The following is a 19,423-nucleotide window of genomic DNA, read 5'->3' on the forward strand; positions in this document are numbered from 1 at the left end:
TAAAGATGTATTTCATCGAATAATTTTGTTATTCATCTAATTTATAGGTAGTTTTATCCCGATTTAAATATTAGTTCCCCAACTAAACTAAAATCCTACTTATGAAAAACTATACTCCTAAAGTATTACTAGCTAAAACATTATGTAAAAACATGATGTTTACTGTTTTGTTTTTAAGTTTCTCTTTAACCTATGCACAAACCTCAGCAGTTCAAGTAACAGTAAATTGGCCCGAATGGTCTTCAGAAAATAGGGTGCAAATATATAATCCTTCAGGTACATTATTAGCTACTATTGATGATGGTTATACTGGCGCTTCAAATTCGTCTTATTCAACAACCTTAGATTTAAGCTGCTTACTTGACGGAAACAACTATTATGCTACTATCTACGACACATATAATGATGGGTGGAATGGCGGCGCCTCCAATATTACCATAACCTCAAGCGGTACAACTGTATTAACAAATTCAGGTAACAGTGCAAACTCAGGCGGAACAACCTTATATTTTAATGTTTCTGGAGGATGCAGCGCTACCTGTACTTCTGTTATTACAACCTTTCCATACACTGAAAGTTTTGAATCTGGTTTAGGAGATTGGTCTCAAGATACAGGAGACAACATGAATTGGACACGAGATGCTAATGGCACACCATCTAGTAACACCGGGCCTTCAACTGCTAATGATGGCAACTATTATTTATACACAGAAGCAACTGATTATAATAACAGTACCGCTAATTTAATAAGCCCATGTTTTGACTTATCCGGTGCCAGCAATCCGGTATTCTCATTTTACTATCACATGTATGGTAGCGCTACTGGAAATCTAAATGTAGACTTAAGTACAAATAACGGCGCAACCTATCCTAACAACATCTGGTCACAATCTGGTCAAGTGCAAACTAGCAATGGTGCTTCATGGGCTGTGGTTACATTAGATTTAAGTGCATACGTTGGACAAAGTATTAACCTAAGATTTTCAGGAACAACAGGTAATGGTTTTAGAAGCGACATCGCTATTGACGATATTTCTCTTATTGCTACCACAACACCATTACCTGAAATAGATATTACAGGAAATAGCATTAGCATAATCAATGGAGACACAACACCAAACACTTCAGACAACACCGATTTTGGATCTACAAATGTTACTACAGGAAACGCTACTAAAACATTCTTAATTAATAATGATGGAACACTTCCATTAAACTTAACAGGTTTATCCCCATATGTAACAATAACAGGAGCAAACACTTCAGACTTTACGCTAACAACAACTCCTACTTCTGTTATAGCTGCCGGAAATACGACTAGTTTTGACATTACTTTTGATCCTTCTGCCAACGGATTAAGATCTGCAATACTGACAATAGCAAATAACGATTCTAACGAAAACCCTTATGTTTTTTACATCCAAGGGTACGGTACAACATCATCAGTAACCAATGGACCAGGAGGTATTACTGCTAACTTAGAAACATGGCTAAAAGCAAATGATGGTGCTGGTGTTAGCGATAACCAACCTATAACAACATGGTATGATCAAGCAAATACAAATAACGCTACAGTAAATACCGCGGGACAAGAGCCAACATACAGAGACCATCCTGATTACAACGTTAATTTTAATGCAGTCTTAGACTTTGATAGCTCTTATACACTAGCCCCAACAGATGATGATTACTCTTACGACAGTACAAATGGAGATTTCTTAGAAGGAGGAACCGGTTTTTACACTCAAGATATGTTTGCTGTTATTTTACCTGACACTAATATAAATGCAACATTTGGTAATATGGATGTATTTTGTGGAGACGAAGATATTAATACAAATACAGTAGACGTTACAGGGTTTGGATACGGGCGTTACTCTGCAAGATTTACTAATGAAGTCTTTGCGTATTGCGTAGGACCAACAACTGCAACATCACCATACACTGGATACGGTGTCGCTGACAACAACACGTCAAACAACTATAATAATGTAGGAATATTAAACGCCAGAAACAATAGCGCTTTAACTAGACAAGAGTTGTTTTACAATGCTAATAATGTTGAAACCGTACAGAATGATATTTCAGATTTTTCAAATGTAAATAATTCTCGTTATTGGATTGGAAGAAGTGAAGGTTATGAAGCAGCAACAAATGCTAGAATAGTAGAAATAATCTCATTTTCCTCTCGTAAAAACGATGCAAACTTATTAGACGAACGTAATAAAATACAATCTTATCTTGCTATTAAATACGGAGTAACATTAGGTGTTAACGGAACGTCACAAGATTACGTTGCCTCAAACGGATCCGTAATTTGGGATACTTCTGCTAACTCAGGTTTTAACTATGATATTGCAGGAATTGGAAGAGATGACGATTCTGACTTAACCCAAAAACAATCTAAAAGTGTCAACAACTCAAGTATTGTTGCAATATCATTAACTAATACAGAAACAACAAACAACCTCAACACCAGTGCATTTAACACTAGTAATGAATTTTTAGTTTGGGGTAATGATGGACAAAACACAAGTACCTCAGGAAGCTCAATTACAGTTAGCTTAGGACCTGCAACTGTTACTACCATTACAGATGTAATGAACAGAAAATGGAAAATAGTTGAAACTGCTGGTGATGATATTGGAAAAGTTGAGGTATCAGTATTTGATACAGATCTTGCAGGTTTACCGCCTTTAACAGGAAACGATGCCTACGTACTATTAGTTTCTGATGATGCTGGTTTTTCAACCAATCTGCAAACAGTATTTTTAGACTCCAATACTTTTAATGGTATCCCAACTAAAGAAGGTAGTTATGATTTTGATGGAACAAAATATTTCACTTTTGGAGTAGCACATGAAGAAATAAAATCAAGACATTTAGGCTTTGACGGTATAGATAATTTTACACTAGTTGGAGACAAAATAGATTTAGCTGGAGATTTTACTGCTTCCGCTTGGGTAAAAACAAATGGTTCAAACGCCCTAGCTTCAGACAAAACTATAGTTGCAAAAAATGATGGTGTTGATGGGTATAAATTCTTTTTAACAGATAGCAACTTAGTAAGTTTTACAATAGGAACTACCGCTTCAGGAAGAATAGAATCCAATACTACAATTCCAAATAATGTATGGCATCACGTCGCCTGTGTTTACGACAATGGCATTGCTAAATTATACATTGATGGGGTTTTGGATACTACAAAAACATTAATTAACCCGACTCCTAATGGTTCTGACTTTGCTATTGGCGCCATTTATATTGACAAAACAAATGTTTTAGATTTTTTTAAAGGAGATATTGATGAGGTTAGAATCTGGGATCAAGCGCTTTCTATTACGCAACTGCGCTATGTTATGAACCAAGAACTTGAAAAAGCAGGAACAGTTGTTAATGGCGCTATTGTACCAAATACAATTACCAAAAATGATATTAACAGTATCAACTGGACCAATCTTAAGGCGTATTACAACATGAACTCTTATATCGGAACCCATCTTAACGATGTTTCTGGAAATGGCAATAGAGGTAGCTTAACAGACCCTAGTAAGTTTACTTTAGAGTTTCAATCCTCTCCACTACCCTACAACACCTCAGCAGATGGTAACTGGGACAACACTAATAGTTGGGCAAGTGGTACCGAGTGGTATATCCCAGGATCACAATCTTTAGTGGACCCAAATATTACCATAGACTGGAATATAGTTAACACCAACCACAACGTTACCTTAGACAATGCAACTTTGCCTTCAATAAATAAAAACAACAGGACTATTTTAGCTTTAAATGTACAAAACAACATTTTAACTGCAGATGGTGCTACTGCAACTAACTCTGGAAATGGTTTAACTATCACGCATTATTTAAAAATAGATGGTAAAATTGATTTACAAGGCGAATCTCAATTAATACAAACTTTTGAAAGTGATTTAGACAGCACCAGTTCCGGAACTCTAGAACGCGACCAACAAGGAACACAAGATTTATACACTTATAATTATTGGTCATCTCCTGTAGGCGTAACAAATACAACTAGTAACAATAATAGCTACACGGTACCTACAATTTTTAAAGACGGTAGTAATCCTGCAGCACCAGTAGATATTAACTTTATTACAAACAGTTATGACGGTACATCAGGTACCCCAATTGGAATCGCTGATTATTGGATATGGAAATACGCTAATCAATCTGGAGCTTATGCCGATTGGCAACATGTAAGAAGTACAGGATCTTTAAATACAGGGGAAGGATTTACACTAAAAGGAGTAAATAACACTAATGGAAATGTACTAACAGAACAAAACTATGTCTTCCAAGGAAAACCTAACAATGGCGAAATAACACTTCCTATTACAGCTGCTAACGAGTACCTAATTGGAAACCCTTATGCATCTGCAATAGATGCACATCAGTTTATTTTAGATAACGGGCCTACCATTGAAGGTACAGGAAGCACAACAGGAACATTATATTATTGGGAACATTGGGGAGGTGGCTCTCATAATTTAGCACAATACCAAGGTGGTTATGCCTCTTACAATCTATCCGGAGCAACACCCGCTGCAAGTTATGGTACAAATGACCCACTAGTAGCGACTGGTGGTACTCCATCAAAATTACCGGGTCGTTATATTCCCGTAGCACAAGGTTTCTTTGTGAAAAGTGAAAATACTGGTACTTTAAAGTTTAATAATAATCAACGTGTCTTTGAAAAAGAAGGCAGTGGATCTTCAGTATTTGTAAGGCAAGATGTTGACAATACAACTGCTGACAACTATAATTCTGACGAAAGGTTAAAAATTAGATTAGGCTTAAATTCCGTTAACGGAATACACAGACAATTGCTAGTAACTCAAGATCCCAATGCTACTTCTGGTTATGATTGGGGCTATGATGGTGAAAGTACAGAAAACCAAATTGATGATATGTACTGGGATATTAACAACGGTAATTACATCATACAAGGGATTGATGTAATTAACACTAGCACAGTATTACCTTTAATACTAAAAACTAACTTAGACGGGAACAACACGATTACGATTGATGCGCTAGAAAACGTGCCTTCTGACTTAGACATTTATATACATGATATTTTAAATGCCACTTATAGCGATTTAAGAGCATCTGATTTTACAATACAATTAGCCGCAGGAGAATATACTGATAGGTTTGAACTAGTCTTTAGTGCTTCAGAAACTTTAGGAATTGAGGATCTTACTTTAGAAACTACACTAAATACTTATTACGCCAACAGCAGTAATAGTATTGTTGTAAGCAATCCTAAATTAAATAGTATAACATCTGTAAATCTTTATAACATATTAGGACAACTTATTGCTGATTTTTCAGATTTAGAAACTCAAGATTATATCGAATTAAAAACAGGTAGACTTAGCACAGGAACCTATATTATTAAGTTAAAAACAGATAATGGAGAACTATCTAAAAAAGTTTTAGTTGAGTAAGTGAATACCCCAAATTAATTCTCATTTACTAAAAAAGCCGAAACTTGCGTTTCGGCTTTTACTATTATAAAGAGTTACCTTTTATTTTATTTTAGAAATCATTGTTTCTAAGTCAACAGTATCTTGTGTTCCAGATACCATATTTTTTAAAGTAAACTGGCTGTTTTTCAATTCTTCTTCACCAACTAAAACAACAAAAGGAATGTTACGCTTGTTAGCATAATTCATTTGTTTTTTCATGTGTTTTCCGTTTGTAATCTTATCAGGATACAACTCAGCATTTATACCAGCTTCTCTTAATGCTTTTACAGCTTTTAAGCAGAACAAAGCTTCGTTATCTCCAAAGTTAATAAAGATAACCTCAGTAGATTTAGTTATAGTTTCTGGAAACAATCCTAATTCTTCCAAAACTAAGTAAATACGATCTAATCCAAAACTGATACCTACTCCACTAACATTTTTAAGACCAAAGATACCTGTTAAGTCATCGTATCTTCCACCTCCACCAATAGATCCCATAGCCACACCTTCTGGTGCAGATACTTCAAAAATAGCACCTGTATAGTAATTTAACCCTCTAGCCAAAGTTACATCTAATTGCAACTTTGCAGATTTTAAACCTAAAGTAGAAATTGCAGTATTAATAAAATCTAATTCTTCAATACCCTTTTGACCTTCTTCAGACGTTGATAATATTGATTTTAAACTGGCTATTTGAGAACCAAAATCGCCAGTTAATGTAAACAACGGTTGAAGCTTAGCAATACCAGCTTCAGAAATACCTTTACCAAGCATTTCTTCTTTTACCTTTTCCTCTCCTATTTTATCTAATTTATCTAAAGCAACAGTAAAATCAATTAACTTATCACTTGCTCCAATAACTTCTGCAATACCAGAAAGTATTTTACGATTATTAATTTTAATAGTCGCACCTTCTAGTTTTAAAGCAGTAAAGACCTCGTCATACAATTGTACAAACTCAACCTCTTGCCATAAACTATCACTTCCTACAACATCTGCATCACATTGATAAAACTCTCTAAAACGTCCTTTTTGAGGTCTATCTGCACGCCATACGGGCTGCATTTGATAACGTTTAAATGGAAACTCTATATCGTTTTGATGTTGTACCACGTATCTTGCAAATGGTACTGTAAGATCATAACGCAATGCTTTCTCTGATATTTTAGTTGTTATTTTATTTGAATTTTTCTCAGTATATAAGTCATCATTTACTTTTGACAAATAATCACCACTATTCAAAATTTTAAAAATCAAACGGTCACCTTCTTCTCCATATTTACCCATTAAGGTATCCGAGTTTTCAAAACTTGGTGTTTCTATAGGTTGAAACCCAAAACGCTCAAATTTAGACTTAATAGTACTAAAAATGTAGTTACGTTTTGCTACTTGTTCTGGATTAAAATCTCTTGTTCCTTTTGGTATGCTTGGTTTTTGTGCCATAATATTTTCTGCCGAAGCAGAACTATTTTTAATGATTACTTATAATTTTAAAATAGAACCTACTACTGTAGGCTTGACAAAAATATATAATACTGTTGTCTTTGTGTCCCTTTAGAAGAAAAAACACTATTACCTACCACAACAAGCCTGTAATACGTTTTTACTAATTACGAATGTCTTAGTTGATTAACTTGTTAAAATACTCATACAACTCCCCTTTTGTAATTGCACTTCCGGATTGGATCAACTTAAATTTATCTAAGTTTTTATCTTCAGAATAGTCTTTTTTACCTTGAGTAAATGTAACCGTATCGTCCATTAAATTTTCGCGCAACCAATTAAACCCATCAGTTGTTGTTACATCTATAGGTCCATCTATTTTAATTCCAATAACATGCATGTGATCTTCGTTAAACACAAACAAATGTATGTTGTGCTCCGATATCTGCTCAACATACTTCACAGTAGATAAGACACCTTCCCAAACCAAGTCGCTAAACACATCTAATTCTTGCTCTGCAACTTCAGGCTTTTCAGTTTTAAGTTTATCCCACTCGTCTGCGGTAATGGTTTGCGTTGCTAAAAAGTTAATAAACTCTTTATGTAATTCTTCAAATTGTTCTTTTGTAAGTCTAGAATACTTCATCTTCTCTATTTCTTAATATTTAATGCTTTAGCTACTTCAAAAGGTCTATCAGTTGCAAAAAGATCTATTCCTTTATCTCTCCATAACGTATATGGCATCTCTCCTTTTGCCTCTGCTTGCTTATCTAAGTTTCCTAACGTACCTAACATGGTTTTTATACCGTGTGATTGTACTGTTTTATAAAAGTAGTTTGGAGATAATCTTGTCCCCGTAAATGCTAACATATTTTGTGTTGGTATTTTTGAATTTAATAACCAATCTAATTCTTTTTGATTTCTAGCAGATACAGATAACATTAAATTAGGCGCTAAACCGTATGCTTCTTCCGCTTGCTTTAAATCGTATGTAATAATTATTGAGACATCTTCTGCTTCTACTTGCTTTACTAAAGCTACAATAGCGTCAAAAGAGACACTCTTTTTCTTATCCAATGTAAGTACTACGTTTTTTTCTTTAGCCCAAAGTAAGACCGCTTTTAACGTTGGTATTTTAAATGCTGTCTCATTACCATAATCATCTTCTAAATTAAAGGCTTGCAACTCTTGGTAAGTATACTTGTTTAATTTATCTGTTCCAGTAGTGGTACGCTCTAATGTATTATCATGCATTAATACTAATACATTATCTCTAGTCTGCGCGATGTCAATTTCATAGATAGCAGGAATACTATCATTTATATATTTTAAAGTTTCTAAACAGTTTTCAGGATAATGCTTTAAACCTTTACCACCTCTGTGCACACTAATAATTAACTCTTGCTCTGGCTGGTACTTAAAAGTTTCGATTAACGCCGATTGTTTAAGTGTAGAAGCATCTACTGTAGTTGTTTTTGATACTTGAGCTGTCTCTTTTTTACAAGACACAAAAGCCACTAATAGCACTGCAAAGTATATGTTTTTAAAGGCAAGGTTTCCGCGAAAGCGTTGAAATAAAAAAATCATTTAAAAATGTTTTAAGTTATAATATTGAATAAAAAAAAATGCGCCCCTTAAAAGGAGCGCAAATTTAAAAAATATCTATGACGTATGGACTAGAAAATGTATCTAACTCCAAATTGTGCTTGCCATCTTGATAATAAACTTGAGTTATAAGAAAATGTTTCCGTTGCTCCTGTGTACGTATATGTTGGCACACCAGATGTATCAACATCTACTCCTAATGGTTGTACAGAACTTGGTTGTTGTACAAGACCCCAGTCACTATTTAATAAGTTTCCAACATTTAATACATCAACACTAAACTGTATTGTATTAGTTTTACCACCTCCTACATTAAACTTGTAGTCTTGTAGTAATTTAAGATCCCAACGTCCTCTCCATGGAGCTAAAGCACCGTAGCGCTCTACATAGTCTCCACGACGATCACTTAAATAATCATCTTGTTGAATAAAAGACTCAAAAGCCTCAGCTTGTCCAGCTCCTGAGAATTGCATGTCTTGTAATTCTGCAGCTGTAGGCACGTAAAGTAAATCGTTTAAGTTAGAACCATCTCCGTTTAAATCTCCACCATAAGTGTAGTTAAAACGTCCACCTTGAGCGTACTCAAAGAACGTAGAGATTGTTGTTGCCCATTTATCATTACCATAAGTAAACTTTTTACTTGCAACACCAATAAAACGGTGTGTATCTCCGTATTTAGAATGTGATAACACATCGTTATTAGCATTACCAACTACTGGATTAAATGCAAATGCATCACCCGTAATTTCTGCTTCAATTGAATTAACATCCTTAGAGTTTAAGTAGTTATAAGCAACACTTGTGTATAATCCGTTATCAAACGTTTTTTGAGCCTTAGCTGTAAAGTTCCAAACACGACCTTTGTTTGAGTTTGTAAATACATAAGCATTATTAATAACATCATCCGATGTGTAGATTGCTCTTGTATCTCCAGGTGCATTTAAAGTTCCCGTAGGATTACGAAGTCCCCAGTTTTGCACGTGTGCTCCATTAATATCTTTTGTATAAGAGATATCTGTTGTTGCAACAATACCATTATCAAATCTGTAATCTGCTCCAATATTTGTTCTCCATACTTGAGGGAATTTAAAATCTGGATCTACTACTTGGTAAAAGAATACTTCTGGATTAGCAATCTGGTTACCTAACCATACAAATGGTAAACGACCTGTAAATAATCCCGTTCCACCACGTACTTGAAAACTATTATCTCCTTTTACATCATAATTAAATCCAACTCTTGGAGAGATTAACACTTTGTTTGATGGCATTTTAGTGTTATCTAAAAACACACCTTCTCCTGTATTAGGATTTACATATTCAATTCCTGGAGCATAACAACATGCTCTATCAATAACATCTTGTGCTTTTGAAGATGAGTCAAAAAATAATGGCTTGTCAAATCTAACTCCGTATGTTAATTTAAAGTTTTCAGTAACATTCCATTCATCCTGAAGATAAAATGCTAATTGTCCTACATTAGTTTCGGCTAAAGCCCAACCACCTGCAACACCATCACCATTTGCTTCTAAACTAGCATTAGCAGCTGCAGCATCGTTAAATAATGCTTGTAATTGTCCTGAATCTGCAAAGTTTTGAAAATCGTCCATTGTTGTTGTTGGAAAAAAGACGCCTTGCGCTCCATAAGCTCCTAAATTGAAAGAGTTATCAAACTGAAATTTCTCATAAGAGAAACCTACAGTATACGTATGATCACCTTCAACATAGTTTAAGTTATTTGAAAATTGAAATACTTTCTGATCCAATGTATTGTTAATAGAAAAAGGCTCATGTCCTGCAATAATATAATTAGAACCACCATTTGTAATTGTAATTGTTGGTGCTGGTGATGATAATGCATTTCTATAATCGTCAAAATGAGTATACCCCATTTGAAACTTATTACTTACGCTACTAGATAACGTCGAGTTTAATTCTAATTGAAAAGACTTGATGTTATTATTGATCTCATATCCTGTGTTTTCAAACTGTAATGTGTTTGTGTCCGGTCCTCTAAAACCTAATGCCGATGGATGTGCAGGTTTTTGTTTAGATGCATTTAAAAAATTATAAATTACCGCTAAACGGTTATTGTCATTAATATTCCAATCTAACTTAAAGATACCTTTAGTAGAATTTGAATCGTAATTAAATCCTTGGTAACGTCCTGGATCATATCCTAAGTCCAATAATGCATTTTGAACAATTAATAGATCAGACTCTAAAACACGAGTTTCGTTAATTGCGCCACTTCCTGTATCTGGTACAAAACCATTTGTACCTAAATCAGAACGTTCGTCCTTTTCAAAGTTAGCAAAGAAGAATAATTTATTTTTTACAATTGGACCTCCGATACTAACACCATATTGGTTTTGTTCTAAATCCGACTGAAAAACATCTTCTCCTTTAATCTTTCCTCCAGTCATGTCTTCGTTTCTAGTAAAACCATAAACAGTACCATGAAACTCATTAGTTCCACTTTTAGTTACCGCATTAACAGCAGCACCAGTAAAACCAGACAATGTAACATCATAAGGTGCTAAAGATACTTGAATCTGCTCAATAGCATCTAAAGATATTGGCTGAGAATCTGTTTGACCTCCCGGAGTTGCAGCATCTAATCCAAATGGATTATTAAAAACTGCACCATCTAAACTAAAGTTGTTAAATTGATCATTTCTACCTCCAAAAGAGTTTCCTGAAGCAGAAGGCTCTAACCTTGTAAAATCTGCAGCAGATCTAGAAATAGTTGGCAACGTTGTTAACTCACGTCTTCCAACACTAGTTTCTGCACCTGTTCTATCACTTCCAAACGTACCAGAAGCAGACCCGGTGATAACAACCTCATCTAGAGACTCGGCATTACCATTCATTGCAGCATCTAAGTTTGTTGTTTTACCTAATGTTAAATATACATTAGTAAATGTTTGCTCTTTAAATCCAACATAAGTAATAGATACCGTATACGGTCCACCTACTCTAAGATTTAATAAATTGTAACGTCCATCTAAGTTTGTAATAGCGCCATACTTAGTTCCCGTTGGACCATGTACTGCTACCACATTGGCACCAAATAATGGCTCGTTGGTGTCATCCTGAACAAGACCTTTAATGTTAGATGTAGTGACCTGAGCAAAACTCAGTACTGTAAATAACAATAAAGTAATAGTTAAGTTAAGTTTTTTCATTGTGTTATATTGTTGTGTTGATTGTTTTTGATATTATGCAAGCATAACATTTAACAAAAATATAACAAAAAAAGCCACTCTTTACAGAGTGGCTTTAATATTTGAATACTATTTATTAACGTATTGTTAACAACAATTTTTAGTTATGCTTGAGCAACAACTTCAAATTCTAAATCAACATTTACTGATCTATGTAAACGTACTGCTGCGTTATATTTACCTAAACGCTTAACTGTAGTAACAGAGATAAATTTCTTCTCAATGTTTTGACCTTCTTTAGCTAATGCTTCAGCAACATCAATGTTGTTTACAGAACCAAATAATTTGTCTCCTTGTCCAACTTTAGCAGCTATTTTGATCTCTAAAGCTTTAATTGCTTCAGCAATTACGTTAGCTTGTTCAACCTCTTTAGCTTCTTTGTAAGCACGTTGCTTTAAAGTTTCTTCTAACGATTTGATAGCAGATTTAGTTGCTAAAATCGCGTGTCCTGTAGGGATTAAAAAGTTTCTACCATAACCGTTCTTTACCGTTACAACATCGTCTTTAAATCCTAAGTTTTCAACGTCTTGTTTTAATATAAGTTCCATTGTTATGATATTTTTATTTTAATAAATCTGCTACATATGGCATTAAAGCTAAGTGACGTGCTCTTTTAACAGCAACAGACACTTTTCTTTGATACTTTAATGAAGTTCCTGTTAAACGTCTTGGTAAAATTTTACCTTGAGCGTTAACAAAACCTAATAACCAATCTGCATCTTTGTAATCTACATACTTGATACCAGACTTTTTGAAACGACAATATTTCTTTTGTTTGTTAGTTTCAATATTTAAAGGTGTAAGATATCTGATCTCTCCTTCTTTTTTTCCTTTTGCTTGTTGATCTATACTTGCCATAATTAAGCTTTTTGTTTTAATTTAACTCTTCTACGTTCCGCCCATGACACTGCATGTTTGTCCATAGCTACAGTTAAGTAACGCATAAAACGCTCATCACGTCTAAACTCTACTTCTAAAGGATTGATTACTTCTCCTTCTACTTGGTACTCAAATAAGTGGTAAAATCCACTTTTTTTGTTTTGAATTGGGTAAGCTAACTTCTTAAGTCCCCAATCTTCTTTTGATACCATCTTTGCTCCTCTAGATACAAGAAATTCTTCGTATTTCTGTACTGTTTCCTTTATCTGTGTTTCAGATAAAACGGGATTTAAGATGAAAACAGTTTCATAATGATTCATAAAAATCTAATTTAATTTGTGTTAAAAATGAGTGCAAAAATAATTCTTTTTATTTAATCCCACAAGTACTTTTCAATCATTTTTAATACAAAATAAAGCGTTCAATAAAATCTTTTTAAAATGTTAAAATTTACATTTTAGCGGAGTTTTTTGGTTTTAATCCCGATTTTTTGTACTATTGTCGATAACTTAACCTATAAAGAATAAAGACTATGGTATTAAATTGTGTAGTAGTGGACGATTCAGCAATACAAAGACTGTCTATTGTAAAGCTAATTGAAAACAACAATCATCTAAACTTGATTGCTGAGTACAGCAGTGCTTTAGAGACTAAAAACGGATTAAATACACATAAGGTAGACCTTATCTTCTTAGATATTGAAATGCCTGTATTAAATGGTTTTGAATTACTAGACGTACTAAATAATAAACCTCAAATTGTTTTTGTAACTGGTAAAACAGAATACGCATTTAAAGCATTTAATTATGATGCTACCGATTATTTACAAAAACCTATAACTAGAGAACGTTTTAGCCAAGCAGTTGATAAAGCTGTAGAGCACCATAAATTAAAACTTGATTTTAATCAAGAAGAAGGAGAACATATATTTGTAAAAAGTAATCTTAAAAAACGTAAAGTTTACATTAGAGATATTAAATGGATTGAAGCACTTGGTGACTATGTAAAATTAGTAACTGAAGACACCAGTCTTGTTGTATTATCTACAATGAAAGCTTTTGAAAGCGAATTACCAGAAGGTAAGTTTTTAAGAATCCACAAATCATATATTGTCAATCTTGACAAAGTAGACCGATTTAACAGTAAAAATGTTGAAGTTGGTGCTTACGAAATACCTTTAAGTAGAAACAAAAAAACACAGTTAGTAGAAGCTTTAAATAGCATCTAAACAACTACATTCTTTATATAATTAAATCCTGCTTTTTTTAAGTGGGATTTTTTATGTCCCATAATTTGAAGTAAAATTTATAAAGTACTACAACTAGTAGCACGTCTCTAATAATTATCGACATTAATAATAACTCGTACTCCTTTAAAACCTCCAATAGCAGCAAAACTAGTATTTACTTTTTTAATAGCTTCTTTTGTTTTACCTAATGGCTGACCTTGCGGTACTTTAATTAAAATATTTTTATGGTATTGATTACGGATTCTAGATATTGGCGGAAACTCAGGTCCTAAAACATTATGTTTAAACAATTGCGTTAGCGACTTTGCTAACCAATCTGCTGCCATATCTACTTTATTATAATCGCGATGTTTTAGTGTAATTTTTATTAACCTATAATATGGTGGGTATTTATAATTATAACGCTCTTCCAGCTGCTCCTTAAACATCCCGGCATAATCATTTATTGAGACTTGCTGCAATATTTTATGATATGGATTATAAGTCTGAATTAGTACTTTCCCTTGCTTATTGGTACGTCCTGCCCTACCAGACACCTGCAACATTAACTGAAAACTTCTTTCATGCGCTCTAAAATCCGGAAAGTTTAACATGTTATCGGCATTCATTATACCAACTAACTTAACGTTTCTAAAATCTAATCCTTTAGTTAACATTTGTGTCCCGACTAACACATCAATCTCTTGCTGCTCAAAAGCAGTTATAATTTTTTCGTAACCAAACTTACCTCTTGTCGTGTCTAAATCCATACGCCCTACTTTAAGGGTTGGAAATAGCAGTCTAACCTCACTTTCAATCTGTTCCGTTCCAAAACCTTTAGAGTCTAGTCCTGGCGTCCCACATGCCATACATTTAATTAACATCGCACTGTTATAACCACAATAATGACAACGCAACTGTTTACGAAATTGATGATACGTTAAACTAACGTCACAATTAGGACATTGCGGCGAATGTCCACAAGTATTACATTCTACAATTGGCGAATACCCTCTTCTATTCTGAAACAGTATAATTTGATGTCCATCGGCAATTGCTTCAGTCATTTCTTCGATTAATCTATCGGAAAAATGCCCTTTCATTTTTTTACGCTTCTGTTTGTCTTTAATATCTACTAGCTCGATATCTGGTAACTGAACATTGTTATAACGTCTATTAATTTCGACTAAACCATATTTATTTTCCTGCGCATTAAAATAGCTCTCAATACTTGGAGTAGCACTTCCTAAAAGTGTTTTTGCTTTAAAAAGCGATGCTAAAACGACAGACACATCACGCGCGTGGTAACGTGGTGCAGGATCAAATTGCTTAAAAGAAGATTCATGCTCCTCATCCACTATAATTAATCCCAAATCCTTAAAAGGTAAAAATATAGATGATCTAGCGCCTAAAACTATTTTCGCTTTCGCTGAATTATTTAATACTTGATTATAAACCTCAACACGCTCATGAGCAGAATATTTGCTATGAAACACCGCTACTTGTTCTCCAAAATAGTTTTGCAGTCTAGTAACCAACTGTGTTGTCAATGCAATCTCAGGCAATAAATACAAGACCTGTTGTCCTTTTGCGATAACTTCCTCGATTAGCTTTACATATACTTCCGTTTTACCAGAAGACGTTATACCATGTAAAAGCACGACGTTTTGAGTTTTAAAGCTAGTCTTAATTTGCTGTAAAGCTTCCGTTTGAAATTCGTTTAAAGCTTTTGAAGCTTCATTCTCTTCTCCATCATAAACCACACGATCTGTTTGGATATGATAATCTTCTAAAACACCTTTATCAACTAACGCTTTTACTGTTGCAGAAGTTGTTTTACTTTCTGCCACTAAATCCGAAACTTTAACTGGCTTTTTAGTCTTTGCAGAAATAGAAAATAAGGTCATAACAACATCCCGCTGTTTTTTTGCTCTACTACTTAATGCTTCTAATAATTGATTTAAAGATTCTGGAGTAGTATAGTCTTCTGTTAGCTTAACATATCTAACATATTTTGGCTTATACTTATCGTAAATTTCTTCATTTAAAATAATAGCCTCTTTTTCTACTAACCGTTTTACTACAGGAAGCACATTTTTTTTATCCAAAATGTTGGCAATATCCTGAATCTTAAGTGATGATTGGCGTTGTAATGCTTCGTAAATAAGATACTCGTCGTCTTTTAAATCTGTTTCATTTAATTCAATAGCATTATTCTTACTTATAATGGTTTCGCTTTCAAGCAAAAAAGCATTTGGTAATGCCGCACGCATAACCTCGCCTTCTGTACACATATAGTATTTAGCAATCCATTGCCATAATTGCAATTGCATTTTTGTAACTATTGGTGTTTCGTCAAGAATTTGATGGATTTGCTTTGCCTCATAAATTAAAGGCTTTACTTGATGGATTGACGCGACAATTCCTGTGTATATTTTTGATTTCCCAAAAGGGATAGACACACGCATTCCGATACTTAAAAACCCACTCTCTGCCTCCGTTATACTATATGTAAAACGGTTTTCTAGAGGAATGGGTAATATAACATCTATATAATGCAAAATATATTGGCCTTTTTAATTGGTAATTATTTTATACGTTCCCAATATTGAGTAGAGTAGAAAAAACCAATATAACCTCTAACTTGAAGTGTATCGTCTTCTGTAACTGCTAATCTTAAGTCGTAAACTTTACCACTTTGAGGGTCTACAACAGTCCCGTTTTTATAGTACTTACCATCTTTAGTCATTTCCTTAATTATATCCAAACCTAAAATTGGTTGATTATAATCGTCACCTTCACATTTTACACATGGTAAATCACGTCTGTCTTTATTAAAAATTTCAATGATTTTACCATATACTTTTCCGTCTTTTTCATAGACTTCTACAATTGATTTTGCTTCACCTGTTTCGTCATCAATAGTTTTCCATTGACCAAAAACATCTTGTGCTTGAGCTGATAAACTAAATAATAGAACTAATAAAACGACACTACACTTTTTCATAATTAAAAACTTTTTTTAAGTTGTTTTAAAGACATGTTTAACTCAAACCCCAATAATAGGATATTTGCGTTAAGCCATAAATAAAATAATAAAATTAATAATGCACCAATCGAGCCATACAGCTCATTGTACTGTGCAAAATTTTCGATGTAAATCCCAAATAAAAAGGAAGTCACTAAAATTAGTATTGTGGTAAACAGTGCTCCAATGGAGAAAAACCTAGACGACTTTCCTTCTGCTGTTCCAAAATAATATAACACTGCGGTTGCCATATACACCATAACTACAAAAAAACCATATTGTGCTAATGTACTCCAAATACTAACTTGACGCTTGGCAATATAACCCCGATCTGTTAAATTATCGATGACATATATATTAAAATATCCTAAAACTGCAACGGTCACAATTAGTAAAAAGGATAAAATTAAAGCGATACCTAACGCATATAAATATTGTTTAAACACATTACGTGTTAATTGGTCATGATATGAGTTTTCAAACCCAGAAAACAAGGCATTAATACCGTTTGCCATTAAAAAAATAGATAACAAAAACACAGAGGATAATAAGCTTCCGTTTTGATTACCTCCTATATTATTAAATATATTATCGGAAAAAAAATCTGATGTTGTTGGTGGCAAAATAGATTCTAAAAAGACCAAAAAATCTGTTTGAAAATCGTCTATTGGGATATATGGAATGACAATAATCACGAATAGCAAAAACGGAAATAATGCCATAAAAAAGCTATAAGCTATTGCACTTGCTCGTGCTGTTAATGCCCCCTTTACAATGCCAATAATGTACAATTCAATTAAATCGTACATAGATAACCCCACCAAGCCAGGTAGTTTTATTTTACCCAATAGTTTAACCAAAATGTTAACCACCGGTATTTTGTTAAGCTTCTCCTCTATGGCTTGAGACATTTAATTTTAATTGTTTGATTTGCTTTTACTTTTTATCAATAACACTTTTCGTGTAAATGCTTAGCTATTACGGTGTTAAAAATGATAGTTTTAAGACGTCTATTGGTTAATTATTAACCTTTTAAAATAGTTAAACTATTAAATTAATCTACCGCTTTTAAGCTTAAATCCATATTATAAACAGAATGCGTTAATGCACCTGACGAAATAAAATCAACACCACATAAAGCATAGTCTCTGATTGTTTTTTCGTTAATTCCACCAGAACTTTCCGTCAAACATTGATCACCAATTAGTTTTACAGCTGTTTTAGTGTCTTCGTAATTAAAATTATCTATTAGTATTCTGTAAACACCTTCGGTTTTTAAAATCTCTTTGATTTCGTTTAAATCTCTAGCTTCTACAATAATTTTTAAATCACGATTAGTGTCTTTTAAATATTGTTTTGTTTTTTGAATAGCTTTAGTAATTCCACCAGCAAAATCTATATGGTTATCCTTAAGCATAATCATATCGTATAAAGCAAACCTATGGTTTTCTCCGCCACCAATTTTAACTGCCCATTTTTCAATAGCTCTAATACCTGGTGTTGTTTTACGTGTGTCTAAAACTTTTGTTCCTGTACCTTCTAATAGGTCTACAAACTGTCTTGTTTTTGTTGCAATAGCACTCATACGTTGCATAGCATTCAACACTAATCGTTCCGCTTTTAAAATAGATTGTGATGCACCAGTAACATAAAACACAATATCACCATATTTAACTCTGCTCCCATCTTCAATAAGGGTTTCGACCTTCATGTCAGCATCTACATAGCTAAATACCTGCTTAGCAAATTCTACCCCTGCAATAATCCCTTCGTCTTTAACCAACAACTTAGCTTTACCTTGCGCTGATGCAGGAATACAAGATAATGAACTATGATCACCATCTCCAACATCTTCTCTAATAGCGTTAGTTATAATTAATTCTATTTCTTTATCAAATTGCGCTTGACTTATCATGTGTTTCTTATTTGATGTAAAAATAACAATACATTTTTGATTTACTATTTTGATTTATCATTTTTCAAACTAAAAAATTAACGCATCTTATCTCATAAATTGTAAATTTGCACATGACTATAAAACTTCTAGCCATTGGCAAAACCGATAATAAGCAATTACAACAGCTAATTGACGACTACACAAAACGTTTAGGTTTTTATATAGGTTTTGATTTGGAAATTATTCCAGATTTAAAAAAAGTAAAAAATTTAAGCGAAGACCAGCAAAAACAAAAAGAAGGTGATCTTATTTTAGGAAAGCTAAAACCAACTGATGTCTTAATTTTACTTGACGAAAACGGTAAACAATTTGATAGCGTCGGTTTTTCTAACTATTTACAAAAACACATGAACTCTGGAGCTAAGCAAATTGTTTTTGTTATTGGAGGGCCTTATGGTTTTAGCCCTGAAGTATATGCAAAAGCACAAGGAAAAATATCATTATCTAAGATGACATTTTCCCATCAAATGGTGCGCTTATTTGTTATTGAGCAGTTATATCGTGGTTTTACAATTTTAAGGAATGAACCTTATCATCATAGGTGATAGAAAAAGACACAGT

At 33.5% G+C, this 19,423-nt stretch carries 14 protein-coding genes; 3 read left to right on the forward strand and 11 right to left on the reverse strand.

All coding sequences use genetic code 11. The features are described 5' to 3' along the window. Positions 1-101: 101 nt before the first annotated feature. On the forward strand, positions 102-5,474 hold the full coding sequence (locus ACZ2G2_RS00240; protein ID WP_470393339.1) for a DUF8202 domain-containing protein: 5,373 nt from the start codon (positions 102-104) through the stop codon (positions 5,472-5,474). Between the two features lie 81 nt (positions 5,475-5,555). On the opposite strand, the gene hisS is transcribed toward ACZ2G2_RS00240, so the two are convergent. The 7 genes from hisS to rpsF all read right to left on the reverse strand — a co-directional run bounded on the left by hisS (position 5,556) and on the right by rpsF (position 12,969). Continuing rightward, positions 5,556-6,938 (reverse strand): histidine--tRNA ligase, encoded by a 1,383-nt coding sequence (gene hisS / locus ACZ2G2_RS00245; RefSeq protein WP_090842245.1) that lies wholly within the window; start codon positions 6,936-6,938, stop codon positions 5,556-5,558. Between the two features lie 178 nt (positions 6,939-7,116). Further along, complete coding sequence (locus ACZ2G2_RS00250; protein ID WP_090842247.1) at positions 7,117-7,584, reverse strand: DUF6495 family protein; 468 nt, start codon at positions 7,582-7,584, stop codon at positions 7,117-7,119. Between the two features lie 5 nt (positions 7,585-7,589). Next, positions 7,590-8,525: a glycerophosphodiester phosphodiesterase family protein gene (locus tag ACZ2G2_RS00255; protein WP_470393341.1), complete on the reverse strand. Its 936-nt coding sequence runs from the start codon at positions 8,523-8,525 to the stop codon at positions 7,590-7,592. Positions 8,526-8,614: 89 nt separating this feature from the next. Further along, positions 8,615-11,731: a TonB-dependent receptor gene (locus ACZ2G2_RS00260; RefSeq protein WP_470393343.1), complete on the reverse strand. Its 3,117-nt coding sequence runs from the start codon at positions 11,729-11,731 to the stop codon at positions 8,615-8,617. Between the two features lie 143 nt (positions 11,732-11,874). Next, positions 11,875-12,318, reverse strand: coding sequence for a 50S ribosomal protein L9 (gene rplI / locus ACZ2G2_RS00265; RefSeq protein ID WP_090842253.1), 444 nt, complete (start codon positions 12,316-12,318; stop codon positions 11,875-11,877). A gap of 13 nt (positions 12,319-12,331) precedes the next feature. Further along, positions 12,332-12,628, reverse strand: a complete 297-nt coding sequence (gene rpsR / locus ACZ2G2_RS00270; protein WP_090842255.1) for a 30S ribosomal protein S18 — start codon at positions 12,626-12,628, stop codon at positions 12,332-12,334. Positions 12,629-12,630: 2 nt separating this feature from the next. After that, the gene (gene rpsF, locus ACZ2G2_RS00275) at positions 12,631-12,969 is read right to left on the reverse strand and encodes a 30S ribosomal protein S6 (protein WP_090842257.1); all 339 of its coding nucleotides are present in this window, start codon (positions 12,967-12,969) and stop codon (positions 12,631-12,633) included. A 212-nt stretch (positions 12,970-13,181) separates the two neighbouring features. Between rpsF and ACZ2G2_RS00280 the strand changes: the two genes are divergently transcribed. Beyond that, entirely contained in the window at positions 13,182-13,877 is a 696-nt protein-coding gene (locus ACZ2G2_RS00280; RefSeq protein ID WP_090842260.1) for a LytR/AlgR family response regulator transcription factor, read from the forward strand. Between the two features lie 107 nt (positions 13,878-13,984). Here ACZ2G2_RS00280 and priA read toward each other — a convergent pair whose 3' ends face one another. The 4 genes from priA to nadC all read right to left on the reverse strand — a co-directional run bounded on the left by priA (position 13,985) and on the right by nadC (position 18,820). After that, the gene (priA, locus tag ACZ2G2_RS00285; protein WP_470394916.1) at positions 13,985-16,441 is read right to left on the reverse strand and encodes a replication restart helicase PriA; all 2,457 of its coding nucleotides are present in this window, start codon (positions 16,439-16,441) and stop codon (positions 13,985-13,987) included. Positions 16,442-16,464: 23 nt separating this feature from the next. Continuing rightward, positions 16,465-16,884: a DUF2147 domain-containing protein gene (locus tag ACZ2G2_RS00290; protein WP_470393346.1), complete on the reverse strand. Its 420-nt coding sequence runs from the start codon at positions 16,882-16,884 to the stop codon at positions 16,465-16,467. 2 nt (positions 16,885-16,886) lie between these two features. Further along, the gene (locus ACZ2G2_RS00295; RefSeq protein ID WP_090842266.1) at positions 16,887-17,816 is read right to left on the reverse strand and encodes a YihY/virulence factor BrkB family protein; all 930 of its coding nucleotides are present in this window, start codon (positions 17,814-17,816) and stop codon (positions 16,887-16,889) included. Positions 17,817-17,959: 143 nt separating this feature from the next. Continuing rightward, on the reverse strand, positions 17,960-18,820 hold the full coding sequence (gene nadC, locus ACZ2G2_RS00300) for a carboxylating nicotinate-nucleotide diphosphorylase (protein ID WP_282070402.1): 861 nt from the start codon (positions 18,818-18,820) through the stop codon (positions 17,960-17,962). 113 nt (positions 18,821-18,933) lie between these two features. Here nadC and rlmH point away from each other — a divergent pair, with 113 nt between their 5' ends. Beyond that, on the forward strand, positions 18,934-19,407 hold the full coding sequence (rlmH, locus tag ACZ2G2_RS00305; protein WP_101203794.1) for a 23S rRNA (pseudouridine(1915)-N(3))-methyltransferase RlmH: 474 nt from the start codon (positions 18,934-18,936) through the stop codon (positions 19,405-19,407). The last annotated feature ends 16 nt before the right edge of the window (positions 19,408-19,423 follow it).

The organism is Olleya sp. KKT75 (assembly GCF_055635485.1).